This window comes from Myceligenerans indicum, from assembly GCF_016742955.1.
GTDB lineage: Bacteria > Actinomycetota > Actinomycetes > Actinomycetales > Cellulomonadaceae > Myceligenerans > Myceligenerans indicum.
Window position 1 is genome coordinate 37,863 of sequence record NZ_JABBYC010000031.1, and the last position, 15,334, is coordinate 53,196.

Annotated in this window: 10 protein-coding genes and 1 pseudogene; 9 read left to right on the forward strand and 2 right to left on the reverse strand. The window is 66.7% G+C overall.

The window, feature by feature from the left end:
- The first annotated feature begins 7 nt into the window (after positions 1-7).
- The 9 genes and pseudogenes from HGK34_RS15100 (at position 8) to HGK34_RS15140 (ending at position 14,356) form a co-directional block, all read left to right on the forward strand.
- Positions 8-691 carry a phosphatase PAP2 family protein gene (locus HGK34_RS15100; RefSeq protein ID WP_244666791.1) on the forward strand — a complete coding sequence of 228 codons (684 nt, stop codon included), beginning with the start codon at positions 8-10 and terminating at the stop codon, positions 689-691.
- Positions 692-701: 10 nt separating this feature from the next.
- Positions 702-1,199, forward strand: coding sequence for a response regulator transcription factor (locus HGK34_RS15105; RefSeq protein WP_201848848.1), 498 nt, complete (start codon positions 702-704; stop codon positions 1,197-1,199).
- A gap of 192 nt (positions 1,200-1,391) precedes the next feature.
- Positions 1,392-1,559: pseudogene (locus HGK34_RS15110) on the forward strand (IS30 family transposase); the annotation flags it as partial.
- Between the two features lie 211 nt (positions 1,560-1,770).
- Positions 1,771-2,106, forward strand: a complete 336-nt coding sequence (locus HGK34_RS15115; RefSeq protein WP_201848850.1) for a hypothetical protein — start codon at positions 1,771-1,773, stop codon at positions 2,104-2,106.
- A complete protein-coding gene (locus tag HGK34_RS15120) occupies positions 2,103-4,940 on the forward strand; it encodes a beta-L-arabinofuranosidase domain-containing protein (RefSeq protein ID WP_201848852.1) in 2,838 nt (945 codons plus the stop codon). The genes HGK34_RS15115 and HGK34_RS15120 overlap by 4 nt, the downstream gene beginning before the upstream one ends.
- A 29-nt stretch (positions 4,941-4,969) precedes the next feature.
- Positions 4,970-7,243 carry a polymorphic toxin-type HINT domain-containing protein gene (locus tag HGK34_RS15125; protein ID WP_201848854.1) on the forward strand — a complete coding sequence of 758 codons (2,274 nt, stop codon included), beginning with the start codon at positions 4,970-4,972 and terminating at the stop codon, positions 7,241-7,243.
- Between the two features lie 894 nt (positions 7,244-8,137).
- A complete protein-coding gene (locus tag HGK34_RS15130; protein WP_201848856.1) occupies positions 8,138-9,214 on the forward strand; it encodes an ISAs1 family transposase in 1,077 nt (358 codons plus the stop codon).
- 62 nt (positions 9,215-9,276) lie between these two features.
- Entirely contained in the window at positions 9,277-14,139 is a 4,863-nt protein-coding gene (locus tag HGK34_RS23580) for a polymorphic toxin-type HINT domain-containing protein (protein ID WP_201848857.1), read from the forward strand.
- A gap of 34 nt (positions 14,140-14,173) precedes the next feature.
- A complete protein-coding gene (locus HGK34_RS15140; RefSeq protein ID WP_201848859.1) occupies positions 14,174-14,356 on the forward strand; it encodes a hypothetical protein in 183 nt (60 codons plus the stop codon).
- A gap of 206 nt (positions 14,357-14,562) precedes the next feature.
- Here the strand turns inward: HGK34_RS15140 and HGK34_RS15145 are convergent, their stop codons facing one another.
- Positions 14,563-14,931 carry a helix-turn-helix domain-containing protein gene (locus HGK34_RS15145; RefSeq protein ID WP_201848860.1) on the reverse strand — a complete coding sequence of 123 codons (369 nt, stop codon included), beginning with the start codon at positions 14,929-14,931 and terminating at the stop codon, positions 14,563-14,565.
- Positions 14,928-15,203, reverse strand: coding sequence for a hypothetical protein (locus HGK34_RS15150; RefSeq protein ID WP_201848861.1), 276 nt, complete (start codon positions 15,201-15,203; stop codon positions 14,928-14,930). The genes HGK34_RS15145 and HGK34_RS15150 overlap by 4 nt, the downstream gene beginning before the upstream one ends.
- Positions 15,204-15,334 lie beyond the last annotated feature (131 nt).

Consider the following 15,334-nt stretch of genomic DNA (forward strand, 5'->3'; position numbering starts at 1 on the left):
TCGAGAGATGGATGTCCACACGCCCACGCCCGAGAGGCCGGCGCGCACCGGAAAGCAACCGCTCATCGGCACGGCGGTGACAGCCCTCACCGCCGTCGTCGGCTTGGCAATCGTCATTGTCACGCGCGAGCACAACGGGCCCTTCGGGTTCGAGCGCATGTGGATGAACACCCTGGTCGAGCACCGCTCGTCCTTCTTGACGGTCGTGATGCTCTCTCTCGACGGCCTCGGCGGCGGTTGGATCACGGTGCTGCTCGGCGGCGCGGCAGCAGGGGTCTTCGTCGTGTGGCGTCGCCCATGGGCGGCCACCTGTCTTGTGCTCTCGCTCGTCGCCTGCTCGGCACTGGTGTACCTGGTCAAGGTAGTTGTCGCCCGCCCCAGGCCGATCGACATCCTGGTGGTGACCGACTTCGGCTCCTATCCCTCCGGCCACAGCGCGACGGCAGCCGTGATCGCCGCGACGCTCGGGTTCCTGTTCCAGCGCACCTGGGTGTGGGTGGTCGGGGGGATCTACACGGTGGCCATGATGTTCAGCCGCACGTACCTCGGCGCTCACTGGATCTCGGACACCGTCGCCGGAGTGCTGCTGGGCATCGCTGTGGCCGCCATCTTGTTCGCCGTGTTCGCGAGACGTCTCGATGCCGAGCGCACCAGAGCACGCCCAGCGACCACTTCGGCACCAGGTCGGTGATCATGGGCGGATGGGAGACGTGAACGCCGAGCCTCTGCCGCGGCTGCTACTCGTGGAGGACGACGCGCGCCTGGCGCCGATCATGACCGACTACCTCTCTGACGAGTACGCGGTCACCCACGTGGCCGACGGCACCGCCGGCTTGCAGGCAGCTCTCGATGGATCGTTCGACGTGATGATCGTCGACCGCCGGCTGCCGGGCACCGACGGCATCGATCTGGTGACGTCGGTACGCTGCGCGAAGATCCCCACGCCGATCATGGTGCTCACCGCTCTGGGTTACGGGCGCTGCGACGAACATTCGAACAGGGCGAGCCGAGGATCTCCATCGGGTCGTGGGACTACTACCCGGAAAGCCGCTGCCTCTACTCGCCCTACGGAAGCACTGTGGTGCTCACGCCGAAGGAGAACGCGCTGCTCAACCTCCTGGCCGGTCAGCCGCACCGCACATTCTCCAGGCCCCAGATCATCAGTTCGGTCTTCACCGACGTCGACCAGCCCATCGTGACGGTCCGGGGCTCGGGTACCGCCCGGGGACGCTGTGACCAGCCCCGAGCCCGACGACGCCGGCGACACCCGCGCCGTGCGGTGCGGTCGCAATCCTTCGGCGTTTCTCAGAGTCGGCTCGCGAGGACGGTGAGCGACGAAGGGAGCACCCACCGATGCTTGCCACCGCGGCGCTGATCTCGAGGGGGCTCGTATGCAGGGGAAACATGGTCATCTCAGCCGGGAGCAGAAGCAGTTGGCGCTGAGTCTGCACGCGCAGGGTTGGCGCAGGATCGACATTGCTCGTGAGATCGGGTGCAGCGCACCGATGGTCGGGCTCATGGTCCGGTCCGGCAAGCACCTTGATGGGCAGCCGTTCGGCTGAGAACCGCGCGCCGGGAACCTGACGATCGCCGAGCGCGAGCTGATCGTCGAGACCGCGCCGTCCTGCTGCCCGCCGGCCGTCGTCCGCCGACCTGGCTGAGCACGATCAATTGTTCCCGGTAACATTCGGTGCGCCCGATACCACCCGTTCTGCGATCACGATGACGTGAGAGGCCAGGCCGATGAACACTCATCCCGTACGTTCTGCGATGTCCGCAGGCGCGACGGTCGCCCTGCTCCTCGCGGGGCTGACGCCGGCGGTCGCGGCCGAGACCTCCCTCGACGACGCGCTGGTCCTGGAGCTCCGGCTCGACGGCTCGCTGGCCGACTCCGGCCCGAACGCGTTCGAGGTCACGATGCAGTCCGGCACCGAGAGCTACGCGCCCGGCCTGGACGGTGGCGAAGCCCTCGAGTTCGACGGATCCGGCGCAATCCGGCTCGGTACCGACGCCGCGCTCCAGCCCCAGGACCAGACGACGTCGTTCTGGTACAAGCCGACCGGGCCTACGGCAGCGGAGCGGCCGTCACGCGCGACTTCCCGGTGACCGTCGAACCACTGACCGAGGAGACCGCGATGCACCTGCTGGAGGCAGGTCTTGAGAACGTGACGATCGAGGACGCCTACCTCGAGAACGCGAACCAGAAGACCGTCGACTACCTGCTCGAGCTCGACTCGGCGAAGTTCCTGTACTCGTTCTACGAGACCGCCGGCCTGGAGCCGACGACCGCCGCACCCTACGGCGGATGGGAGCGCGCGAGCGGCCTGCGCTTCCAGGGCCACTTCTTCGGCCACTACATCACCTCGCTCTCGCAGTCGTACGCCACCGTGGAGGACCCGACCACCCGCGCGCGCCTGCTGGAGGAGCTCACCGAGGCCGTGCACGGCCTCAAGGCGAGTCGGGACGCGTACGCGGCAGCGCACCCGGAGAGCGTCGGCTACGTCGCTCCGTTCGGCACGAACGTACTGCCCAGCGGTGGCGACGGCCTCCTCGTGCCCTTCTACGACCTGCACAAGGTGCTGGCCGGGCTCATCGATGCCTACCAGTACGCGCCCGACGACATCTCGGCCGAGGCGCTCACGGTGGCGTCCGGCTTCGGCACCTGGGTCAGCAACTACGGCGCGTCGCTCGGCGACCCCTCGACGCTCCTCGACACGGAGTACGGCGGGATGAACGAGGCGCTCTACGAGCTGTACGAGATCACGGAGGACCCCGACCACAGGCGCGCGGCGGAGTACTTCGACGAGGTGACCCTGTTCCAGCAGCTCGCCGCCGGTCAGGACGTGCTGAACGGCAAGCACGCGAACACCACGATCCCGAAGCTCGTCGGTGCGCTCGAGCGGTACACCGTGTTCACGACGAACCCGAACCTGTACGAGACCCTCACCGACGCCGAGAAGCAGGACCTGGCGATGTACCGCACGGCCGCCGAGAACTTCTGGCAGATCGTCGTCGACGACCACACCTACGCCAACGGCGGCAACAGCCAGTCCGAGCACTTCCACGCGCCGAACACGCTCTACGAGTACGCGAACAGCGGCAACACGACGGGCTACGGGGAGAACTCGACCTCGGAGGGCTGCAACGAGTACAACATGATCAAGCTCAGCCAGGCCCTGTTCACCGTGACGGGCGACGTGAAGTACGCGGACTACGCCGAGGCGACGTTCATCAACACGGTCCTCGCCTCGCAGAACCCCGAGACCGGGATGGTCACGTACTTCCAGCCGCAGACCGCAGGGTACGCGAAGGCGTTCGGGGAGAAGTTCGACCAGTTCTGGTGCGACCACGGCACGGGCATCGAGAACTTCACCAAGCTCGGTGACGCCATCTACTTCCGCGACGAGCGGTCGGTGTTCGTCAACCAGTTCCGGTCGTCCACGCTGAGATCCGCACCCCACAACCTGCAACTCAGCCAGGTCGCCGACGTCCCCCGGAAGGAGACCGTCCGGCTCTCTGTCGCGTCCCTCGACGGCGGCGCCCTCGCGGACGGCACGACGATCCGTCTGCGGGTGCCGTCCTGGGCGGCAGACACCCCGACCCTCACCGTGAACGGCGAGGCCCTCGACGTCGCGGCGCTCGCGACCGGCGGCTACGTGTCGTTCGAGGTCGCGGCCGGTGACGAGATCCTCTACACGCTGCCCGCCGAGGTGCGGGTCTCCGGCACGACGGAGAATCCGTCGTGGGTGGCGTTCCGTTACCGGCCCGTCCTGCTCGCGACCGAGCTGAGCCGCGAGAACGTCGAGGCGACCTACACGGCGGGTGTGCTCGTCGAGATGAGCGTCGCCGACACGTCGCTCACGGGCAACGTCGTCGTCGACGACGCCGCGGCGTGGAAGGCCGGCATCACCGAGAACCTGGTGCGCATCGCCGACGGTGAGAACGCGAACGGCCGCACCACCATGCGGTTCGCGATGAACGGCGTCGACGACACATCGGCCGCGCTCACCTGGGAGCCGTACTACAGCCTCTACGGCGCGCGCTACGCCACGTACGTGACGCTCGTCGAGCCCGACTCGCAGGAGGCGCAGGACCTCATCCGGCGGGAGAAGGAGCAGCTGCGCGTCGAGGAGACGACGATCGACTCGCTCACCTCGTTCGACGACAACAACTCGGAGGCCGACAAGAACTACGAGTACAACAGGTCGAGCGTGGGGGTGTACCGCGGCGAGCCGTACCGCGACGCGCAGATCGCCACCGACGCGTACTTCCAGTACGACATGATCGTCGACCCGACCGTGGAGCGGAACTACCTCGGCGTGCGGTACCAAGGGGGCGACGTCGGGCGCACGTTCGACGTCTACCTGGGCGACGTGCTGCTCAAGCACGAGGCCGTGACCGACGCGAACGGCTCGACCGACTGGTACGTGCAGTACGACGAGATCCCCCGGGAGATCCTCGACGGCCTCGACGTCGCCGACAGCTACAAGCGTGACCAGAACGGAGGGTACGTCCTGGACGAGAACGGGCAGAAGGCGCCGGTCGTGACGGTCCGGTTCCAGGGCGACGGCAGCAGCTACGTGGGCGGCGTCTACGGCGTGTGCACGACGGTGAGCGACCGCTACGACGCCGAGGCGGCGCTGTCGGAGCTGTCGTTCGACGCCGGGTCGGTCTCGCCCGCGCTCGATCCGGCCGTGCACGAGTACACGGTGACGGTGCCGGCCGAGGTGACGACCGCCACCATGCACGTGGCCCCGGCCTCACCGAGCGGCCTCGTGTACGTCGACGGCGTGCTCGTCGACGACACGCAGCCGCGGGTCATCCCCCTCACCGAGGGCGACGAGCCGACCGACGTGACCGTCGAGGCGTTCGCACAGGACCACGCGACGTCGATCGTCCACACGCTGCACGTCGTCAGGGGGCGCCCGCGGTCGAGCTGACCGCGGCGCCGCGGTGTGTGGGAGGGAAGGTGTTCCTGGCAACCACGGTGACGAACTGCTCCGAGGAGGTGCGCACGTCCTATGAGCACGGTGGTGTGGGCCCGCATCGGGTGACTCGGGTGACCCAGCAGACGGGTCCGGCCGCGACGATCGATTCGGCGGCGCAGACGACCGTGGGCGAATACTCCTATGACGCGTCCGGGAACCAGACCGTGCGGACGCTGTCCACGCCGGTCGATGCCACCGATCCGGCGCAGGCCGAGGCGGACGCTGACGGTGACGGGGTGGTGACCACCAGCCAGTTGCTGGGCTGGGACGCGGCCGGGGACCTGGCGACGGTGGCGACCTCGGGTGAGGGCACCGAGGGGGAGAACACCGTCGAGGGCGGCGAGGCCGAGTACGTGCACTCACCCGGTGGTGAGCGGCTGGTGCGTATCGACGAGAACGGCGCGACCGTCTACTTGGGTGGTCAGGAGATCCGGGTCGACAACGCCGGGGCCGTGGGGGCGCTGCGGTACTACTCGTTCGCCGGGCAGACCGTCGCGGTGCGTGACGGTCGCGGGCTCGGCGGAGTGACCTCACTGGTCGCGGATCATCAGGGCACGACGATCGCGGCCGTGCCGAACACGAACTGGACACCGGACGCGGTCACGCGCCTGTACTCCGACCCGTTCGGCGGGGATCGGACGCCCGCGGTAGCCGATCCGGACAGCGGAGAGCTGTTGTCCGGCGGGGACCGACTGCCTGGGGACCGCAGGTTCCTCGGCGCGGCAGGAGGTGTGGAGGACTCCGCCACCGGGCTGGTGCTGTTGGGGGCCAGGTACTACGACACCGGGCTGGGCCGGTTCATCTCGACCGACCCGCAGCTGAACGCGGCCAACCCGGCGCAGTTCAACGCCTACGTGTACTCCGGGAACAACCCGGTCACCTTCTCCGACCCGTCCGGGCTGTCGTGGTTGAGCAGCATCAAGTCCGGCGCGAAGAAGGCGTGGGGTGGGACGAAGAGGTTCGTGTCCAAGTACCAGGCCGAGATCGTGGGCGGGGTCGCGGGAGCGGTCGTGTTCGGCGGCTGCATGGCGCTGACCGCGGGTGCCGGGTCGGTCGGGTGCGCCATCGCTGCCGGGGCTGCTGGTGGCGCGGTGACGAACCTGTGGAAGAGCAAGGTCCAGAAGAAGACGCCGTTCTCCTGGAAGTCGCTGGCGCGTGACACGCTCATGGGTGCTGCCGCCGGTGCGGTGTTCGGACCGGCCGGCGGTCGGGTCCTGAGCGCCGTGGCGGGACGTGTGGCGCCGGCTGCGACGCAGGCGGCGTCCAACGCGATCCGCTCGGTGGCTTCCGCGGTCACTTCGCGCGTGGCGGCGGCTACGGCTGGCGCACGGGCGGCGGCGGGGAGGGCGGCCGCAGCCGCGAAGAACCAAGCGGCAAGGCTGGCACAGGCAACCAAGAACCGTGTCAGTCAAGCAGTGAGCCGGCTCAAGGGCCAGTGCTCGTTCGCCAGCTCGACCGGGATCTTGATGGCCGATGGTTCGATCAAGCCGATCGAGGACGTCAAACCCGGGGACAAGGTCACCGCCACCGACCCTGAAACAGGCGAACAGGCCGCGCGCGAGGTCAAGGCCACGCACGTGCACGACGACGTCCTGGTCACCCTGCGCCTTGAGAACGGTCAGACGATCCGGACCACGGAGGACCACCCGTACTGGAACGCCACCGACCAGGAGTTCCAACGCGCCGACCAACTCGACCAGGGCGACCAGGTCCTCGACGACCACGGCGACCTGCACACCGTGGCAGGCATCGAGAACGACGTCACGTTCGAACCCGCCTGGAACCTCACCGTCGCCGAACTGCACACCTACTATGTAGTCGCCGACCCAGCCCGCGGCCCACCCGCCACGGACGTCGTCGACGGCACCACAGGCGTCGACAGTATCAGAATTCTTGTCCATAATTGCCCCACTGGTAACCTGCAATCAGGGAATAGTGCTGCGGCTTCGGCGGGAACGAAGATTCATAACGGGCCGGAATGGGCAGAGCACCTCGTTTCAATGGGGTACAAACCAGGTTCCAAGATCAGCGATGGCAACATTCCTGACGGATTTCCTGACCGCGGGTTCCCTGTCGAACTGAAGCCTCAAACGAAGAGCGGAATAAAGGCGGGTACTCGTCAGCTAAGGCGCTATATGCGAGAGATGGGTGTTGACTACGGCGAGCTCTGGACCTATAAGCAAAGTCAAGATGGTGTAGTATTTAGCCTAACAGCAATCCCGAAGAGTCGATATCGCTGGTGGAAGTGGAATTGATATGCCGCGAAAAGTTGGCCGTGCAAGATTCCTGCAGGAGCTTCAGGCTCGCGGTTATTTTCCCGCCGCGCCTGAAGTAACGAGATCCGGAACGGCGCGGTGGACTCTAGGTGACTTCGAGTACCAGTTATCGCTTGAGTCGCGGGGCCCAGGGGGTGCTACATGGATCTTGTGGGTCGGTGATCAGTATTTTCAGAGAGTACGTGAGCGCGGGTTCGGTGCGGCGAAACTTCAAATCCGCCCGATGGCCGACGGAGTTTTCGCCATAACTGACTCTGTGCAGGACTTGGCGAAGTTTTCCGAGGAGCTTTCGCGAGGCGTGTCTTTCGTGACCGACAGGGAAGATTTCTGTCGGATCCTGATGAGCGAAGATTCTGTCTATCGGGGCAGCCTTGAAGTGTGGCAGTTACCCTCAAACTATCCTTCTCGGCTAGCTGAAGCTTTGGTCTTGTCGCGCTTTCTGGCGAGGGCAGATCTTGAGCGCGACGTGCTCGAACGGATTCACAGCGCACCTGCTACCAACATGTTTGGAAAAACCGTTTCTGCAGTGCAGTCAGTGCGAAGATGGCTGGGTGAATACTCTCGAGACCTTGCGATAGAGGTTGACCTCGATCCGACAGTGGGGAGATGAGTGGCAGGGCGACAACCTGCCGATCGACTGGTTCCACAAGTATGTGGTGACCAGTGTGACCCAGGCCCAGGGGCCCGGCAAAGTCGTCGGGTAGGGCTGTGACCTGCGTCTTTGCAGGTGGACGGGTGGGTGCGGGCGTGCTATGACCGTGTTGGATCGGAGGTTCTCACACTTCTGATCTGGCACGGAGAGCACGCCCGCGTATGCCATCTTCCCCGAACACGGGTCCTGTTGTGGAGCCTGTCTCGCGTCACGAGCACCTGGTGGCTGTCCTGGCGTTGGTTCCTGATCCGCGTGAGCGTCGCGGGCGGCGCCACACCGTGGCGGCATTGATCGCGGTGGCGGTCGCTGCGGTGCTGACCGGCGCGAAGAGCTTCACCGCGATTGGTGAGTGGGCCGGCGACGCCGGGACCGGCGTGCTCGCGCAGCTCGGGATGGTGCGCCCGGCTGCGACGGAGTCCACGTTCCGGCGCCTGTTCGCGCGCCTGGACGCCGACCGGCTGGACCGGGTCCTGGGCGCGTGGGCCGCCACCAGGGCGGCGATCGTGGACGGGCGTCGGGTCGTGTCGATCGACGGCAAGACCGTGCGCGGCGCGCGTAAGGCCCATCAGCGGGCCCCGCACCTGGTCGCCGCGCTGTGTGCCGGCGTGGTGATCGGGCAGGTCGGCGTGGACGCGAAGACCAACGAGATCCCGGCGACCAGGGACCTGGTCGAGATCCTGGACGTGACCGGCGCCGTGCTCACGATGGACGCCGCACACACCAACCCCGCCACCGCCAAGGCGGTCCGCGACGCGGGCGCGGACTACGTGCTCACCGTCAAGGGCAACACGGGCGGTCTGCATGCCCGCCTCAAGGCCCTGCCCTGGAAGAACATCCCGGCGACCACATCACGCAGCAGGGGGCACGGGCGCCGCGAGACCCGCACGATCAAGGTCGCAGACGTACCGGCCTGGATCGAGTTCGACGGCGCCGCCCAGGTCGCCCAGCTACGACGCACCACCTGGCGCAAGAAGGCCAAGAACTCGCCCGCCCGGAAGTCGGTCGAGGTCGTCTACCTCATCACCTCAGCGCCCGCGCGCGACGCCGGCCCAGCCCGGCTGGCCGCCTGGATCTTGCAGCACTGGGAAATCGAGAACCGGCTCCACCACGTGCGCGACGTCACCTACGACGAGGACCGCTCCCAGGTCCGCACCGGCAACGCGCCCCAGGTCATGGCCACCCTGCGCAACACCGCCATCACGCTCCTGCGCCTGGCCGGCTGGACCAACATCACCGCCGCCACCCGACATCACGCCAGAAACCCCGAACGCCCCATCACGCTACTCCTACAGACCTGACTTTGCCGGGGCCCTGGACCCAGGCCGGCGCCTCGCCCACGAGCGGTGGTGGTGGGGGGATCGTGACCGGGTCGGAGGACGTGGTCACCCGGTACCGGTATGACGGCGGCGCGAAGTGGGTCAAGCCCACCGGGCCGCTGACGGATCCGGAGGAGGTGACGTGGTCCGAGTTCCGCGGGTTCCGTACCGTGGTGGTCACCACTGGTGATGGTTCGCAGGCCAGCGCCACGACGACGCGATATCTGCGGGGCGTGGACGGCAGCACCTTCGACGTCGGCCCTTCTGGAAACAGGACGACGGTCGCCGATCATGATGCGCTGGCCGGTCAGGCTGTCGAGGTCATCGGGCACAACGGCACCGATGCCGAGCAGGCCGTCTCCTGGACGGTGACCAAGCCCAAGGCGCCGGTGGCGGTCGCGACCGGGGTCGACGGGGTCAAGGCGACCCGCATGGCCGGCACGGTCGTGTTCGGCTACACGATGGATGCTGCCGGTCAGGTCGCGGCGCGTAGCAGCACGGACACGACGCTGAACGCTTACGGTCAGGTCAAGCAGACGGCGGATGCCGGGGACCTGGACGTGTCCGGGGATGAGGCCTGTACGAAGGTCAGTTACGTGCATGCCGGTGACAGCACGTTGGCTGACAAGAACATGCTGACGCTGGTGGAGCGCACCCAGACGTTCGCGGTCTCGTGCGCCACGGTGAGCGCCGGCGGCGCGTCTCGTCCGGGTGACGTGATCAGTGACGGGTACGCGGTCTACAACGCGCTGGGGCAGGCGGTGGAGAAGTGGACCGTGGACCCGAACCTGGACCGGGACTCGGGGACTCTGGGGGATGCGGACGGCGTGGGGTATGTGCGTGCGCAGAAGATGACCTATGACGCGCTGGGGCGTGTGGTCAGTGACACGGATCTGGCCGGGCGGACGACCACGACGTCGTACACGCCCGCCACGGCACCGATCGCGACGCAGGCGGTCACCACGGGGCCGGACCCGGACGGGGCCGGACCCAAGACGCCGATGACGACCACGGTGCAGTTCGATGGCGTGACCGGTCTGATGGAGTCGGGGACGGACCCGAGCGGTCAGACCACCCGAGGCGTGTACGACGGGATGCTGCGGGTGTTCCAGACGCAGGACGAGGCCCTGGATACCGGGGAACTGCGTCAGGACGACGCCGCCACGCGGGGCCGGCAGATCACGCAGACGTTCTATGACAGCGCCGGGCGCACCTGGAAGGTCACGAGCCCCCAGTTCGCGACCGGCCTCGTGTCGAACACGCCGGTGCAGCCGGACCTGATCGCACCTGCGGCCACGGTCTCCTCCTACGACGGCGCGGGCCGCCCGGTGGACCAGATCTTCTATGTGGGCAACCCGGACAACCATCTGAACGAGCGGTGGCGTTCGGTGACCCGGTATGACGGGAAGTACACGACCGTCGTGGCTCCCGAGGGTGGCGTGGCGCGCACGACGGTGACCGACGCGCTGGGGCGCACCACGGCGCTGTGGGAGCACAAGACACGCCCGACTGTTGACTCCGACACGGCCGACGGGCACTGGTACGTGCCCTCGACGCTGCCGGGGTTCGATCCGCGTGCCCTGGCGCCCTCGTCCTACCGCAAGACGACGTATGACTTCGACCGGTTCGGGTTGATGACTTCGGTGTCGGGTCCGGGTGGCGGGCAGTGGACGTACGAGCACGACATGGGTGGCCGACAGGTACGTGCCACGGATCCTGAGGCTGGCGTCTCCACGACCGTGTACGACGCGGCGGGGAACGTGGCTCGCACCGTGAACGGGAACGGGAACGAGGCCGGCGCCACCCAGGCGGTGGTGGACGCCAACACGCTCGTGCACTCCTACGACGCGCTGGGCCGCCCCACCCAGGTTGCCGACGGGGCCGGGCTGGTGCGGTCGCGGTGGACGTATGACGAGACGCCGGGCGTGGACGGACAGCCGGTCAAGGGCCTGCCGTCATCCTCAACACGGATCGCAGACGGGCTGGAGTACACCACCCGGGTCGAGGGATACGACGAGGCGCTGCGGCCCACCGCGACATCGGTCGTGCTGCCTGAGCTGGAGGGCCTGGACGGTCTGGCCGGGCGAACGTTCACCACCTCGACCGAGTACCGGATCGACGGATCGGTGCGCCAGCAGGTGCTTCCCGCCATCGCGCAGCTGGATGAGACCGGCGCGGTGGCCGGGACGGTGCTGGGCAAGGAGCGTGTGACCACGTTCTACGACGACGCCGGCCTGCCGGTGTGGATGGGTGGCGGGTTCGGGTGGGGCACGTATGTGGCCGATTCGCAGTTCACCGCCAAGGGCCAGCCGCAGGCGCTGGACCTGGGCACGACCTATGGCGCGGTGGTTGCCTACGACTACGAGGACGGTACGGAGCGGCTGTCGGGGATCCGGTTGAGTCGGGAGCAGTACGACGGCACCGACCTGGAGCTGGCGTACGGGTATGACCCGGCGGGGAACATCACCTCGATCACCGACCAGCCCACCCTGGCCGTGGGCGAGCAGTACGCGGGCGGGCCGATCATCCCGGGGGCGGAACGTCACGACAACCAGTGCTTCGACTACGACGGCCTGGGCCGCCTGATCGGGGCGTGGACCGACGCCGACGGCACCTGCGCGGCCTCGATCGGAGACGTGACCGCGACGCAGGTCGGTGTCGCGGGCGGTTCGGCGGCGCCGTACTGGCAGGAGTACACCTACGACACTTCCGGGAATCGCACCTCCCTGACCGAGCACGTCCTGGACGGCAGCACTGATGTGGTACGTACCTCCTACGAGCACGGGGGTGTGGGTCCGAACCAGGTGACCAAGGCCGTGCAGGCGGTCGGGCCGCAAGCCGACATCGAGTCGGCGCCGCAGACCACGGTGGGCCAGTACACCTACGACGCCTCCGGCAACCAGACGACGCGGACGCTGTCCGAGCCGGTGGACCCGGCAGATCCGGTGCAGGTTGAGGCCGACACCGACGGTGATGGGCTGTTGACCGCGGTGCAGGAGTTGGGCTGGGACACCGAGGGTGAACTGGCTGCAGTCTCCACCACGGGTGAGGACGCCGGCGGGGACGAGGAGGTGCTGGCCGGCCAGGCGGAGTACGTGTACACCGCTGGCGGTGACCGGCTGGTCCGTACCGATGGCGAGGGGACCACGGTGTTCCTGCCTGGTGGGCAGGAAGTGACCGTGACCGACGGCGCCGTCAGCGCGGTGCGGTACTACTCCTTCGCCGGGCAGATGGTCGCCTCCCGCAGCGGGAACGGGCTGGGCGGGGTCACTTCTCTGGTGTGTGACCACCAGGGCAGCGTGATGGCCTCGGTGCCGAACACTGACTGGACTCCGGACGCTGTTACGCGCGTGTACACCGACCCGTTCGGTGGGGACCGTACGCCTGAGGTCACTGATCCGGACACCGGTGAGACGGTGCGGCCCGCTGACGAGCTGGCGGGTGATCGCAGGTTCCTCGGCGGGGCCGGCGGCATCGATGACTCGGCGACCGGGCTCGTGCTGCTCGGAGCCCGCTACTACGACACGACCCTTGGCCGGTTCATCTCCGTGGACCCGGTCATGGACCTCGCAGATCCCGGACAGTGGCACGGGTACGCCTACGCGAACAACAACCCCGTGACCTACTCCGACGCGTCCGGGCTGTTCGCGGTGATCGGGCCGCTGCTGGACGGCGTGTGGGTGCCGAAGAACTCCAGCAGCCCCGCCGCGGGCAAGCAGGTCGCAGCGAACAACACCGGATACACCGGTGACTGGCACGACATCGGCGAAACCGTGCCACCCGTCGAGCCGCCGCCGAGTGAGGCAGAACAGTTCGCGAAGGAGTTCACCGAGGGCGCGCTCGACTACGGCGCAGAAATGGTCAACGGCATGGTCGACCTGGCCAAGACCGAGTGGCAATACCTCAAGCAGTGCGTCAGCAACATCTTCAACTGCGGGAACTTCTTCGACTTCAACAAACAACTCTTCGCCGACGCCCTCAACCCCATGGGCGCCATCGACGGACTCCTCGACGAATTCAACAACCTGAAAGACCTCTTCGACTCCGGACGCACCGCCTACGCTCTTGGACGGCTGTCGGCCATCGTCCTGGAAACCCTCGTCACCAAGGGCGGCGGCAAAGCCGCAGCACTCGCCATCAGAGGCGCACTCAAACACAGTCCACACATCGACGCCGCAGACACAGGCCGACGATCCTCGGACGACTTCGGTGGTTCCTGTCCAAGGCCGAACAGCTTCGACGCCGGAACGTTCGTGCTCATGGCCGACGGGACCCGCAAGCCGATCGAGGACGTCGAGCTCGGGGACAAGGTCATCGCGACCGACCCGGAAACGGGAGAGCAGGGACCGCGACAGGTCATCGACCTGATCCGGCACGGCGGACCCCACACAATGGTCGACGTCGAGCTGTCCGATGGGTCCCAGGTGGATGCGACCGACGAACACCCGTTCTGGGTCGTCTCTGCCGGTGAGTGGGTTGACGCTATCGACCTTGAGATCGGTGACGTCGTTAGCACGGCGGACGGCGCAACGCTCACCATCGTGAGTGTCGACGTGAGCCGTTACGACCTCACCGCTTATAACCTCACCGTTTCCGAGTTGCACACGTATCATGTTGGTACGGCGGACGTGCTAGTGCACAACTGCGGCGACGAGCCGATAGATTTCCGCCCGAATACCGTACACATCTTCAGGGATGCGAGAGGTCACCTGGCTGAGGACACTCCTGAGAACAGGGCTCTGATTCAGAGTGCCATTGACCCCGCGAACTTGCGTCACTCGGTTACGCTCAAGGACGGATCGACGCTCGAAAAGTACTTTCGAAAACTCGAAGACGGTACTCAAGCGTGGGCTGAGGTTCGTGGAGGAGTAATTACCAACGGAGGTCTCAACATTGTCCCAAGATGATGACTCGCTGACTACGTGGGAAGCGTTCCTTGTCATGTCTGACTTTATCTGGCAGTTTGGCGAACGGGCAGGCGACGATCTGTTGACCTTGATCGGTGATACCGGCCTTGAAGCTGATGGTCAACCAACTGACCCGGCGGCCTGGGACGACTGGCTCGCAAGTGTTCGTCATATTCGATCTGGCCAGCTTCCGCGGAGTGATCGCGAGCAGGCCTAGGTGTTGCTGGCCATGACGTTGGTGACGCGGGGTCGGGCGTGAGGAAGGGGTAGGTCCTGGCGGCAGGATGGAAGTGCGACCAGGCGTCCTTGCCGAGAGGCGAGGCAGATCTGCGCCAATCTGCGCAGTCGCAGCTGCAGCACGGCTGAGTAGCGGGTGGCGGCCCGGCTGCAGTGTGCTGCTGGCCGCCACCCTTGGTGAGCCGGCTACTCGTCGTCTGCTGCTGCGGCGGCGAGGGCGATTTCGACGCGTTTGCCGCCGACCATTGCTGTGAGGGTGACGTCTTGGGCACCGGCTGCGGAGAGGTAGGCGAGCAGGGTGGACCACAGGACGTCCTGGCGGGATTCGAGCTTGGAGACTGCGCCCTGTTGTATGCCGAGTCTGGCGGCGACTTCTTGTTGGGTGAGGTGTCCGGCCTTGCGGACCGCGGCGAGTTGCATCTTGTAGGCCCGGTCTGCCTCGTCGATCTCGGCGACGATCTCGGCTACTGCGGCGGCGTGGTCCGGGTCGCCGGCGAGCTTCTTGGCCAGCCGCTCGTTCCTCGGGGTGAACCCGGGCAGGTCGGTGGCGCTCATGACTCCTCCTCGATGGTCGTCCCCTGCGTGTTGTTGTTCTCGGTCCCCTGTGGTTCTGTCCCCTGTGGTTCCGGCTTGTGGTCGCCGGCGCGGGCGCGCAGGTAGTTCTCGATCGCCTGATCTGCTCGCGACCCGACGCTGTCATAAGAGATGTCGCCCATCTGGGCCTTGTTGTTCCCGAACAACGCGATGACTGCCCGTTGGTCGTCCGGGAACCAGACGATGATCCGCACGGCGAACCCCGCCCGGAACGGGTGCGCGACACGCCACACCTGGCCTCGATTCTTCGTGGGTGAGGTGACTCAAGGCATGGGAAAGGTGCTCTGACCTGGCACGATTGGTGTTGTCGAGACACTGTCGGGCTGGAGGATCGGAGCACCTTTCTGGTGGGCAACACTACTGC

Coding starts and splice junctions, on each gene's coding strand:
- HGK34_RS15105 (WP_201848848.1), top strand. CDS start 702: ATGGGAGACGTGAACGCCGAGCCTCTGCCGCGGCTGCTACTCGTGGAG.
- HGK34_RS15145 (WP_201848860.1), bottom strand. CDS start 14,931: ATGAGCGCCACCGACCTGCCCGGGTTCACCCCGAGGAACGAGCGGCTG.
- HGK34_RS15115 (WP_201848850.1), top strand. CDS start 1,771: ATGTCCGCAGGCGCGACGGTCGCCCTGCTCCTCGCGGGGCTGACGCCG.
- HGK34_RS15100 (WP_244666791.1), top strand. CDS start 8: ATGGATGTCCACACGCCCACGCCCGAGAGGCCGGCGCGCACCGGAAAG.
- HGK34_RS15140 (WP_201848859.1), top strand. CDS start 14,174: ATGTCTGACTTTATCTGGCAGTTTGGCGAACGGGCAGGCGACGATCTG.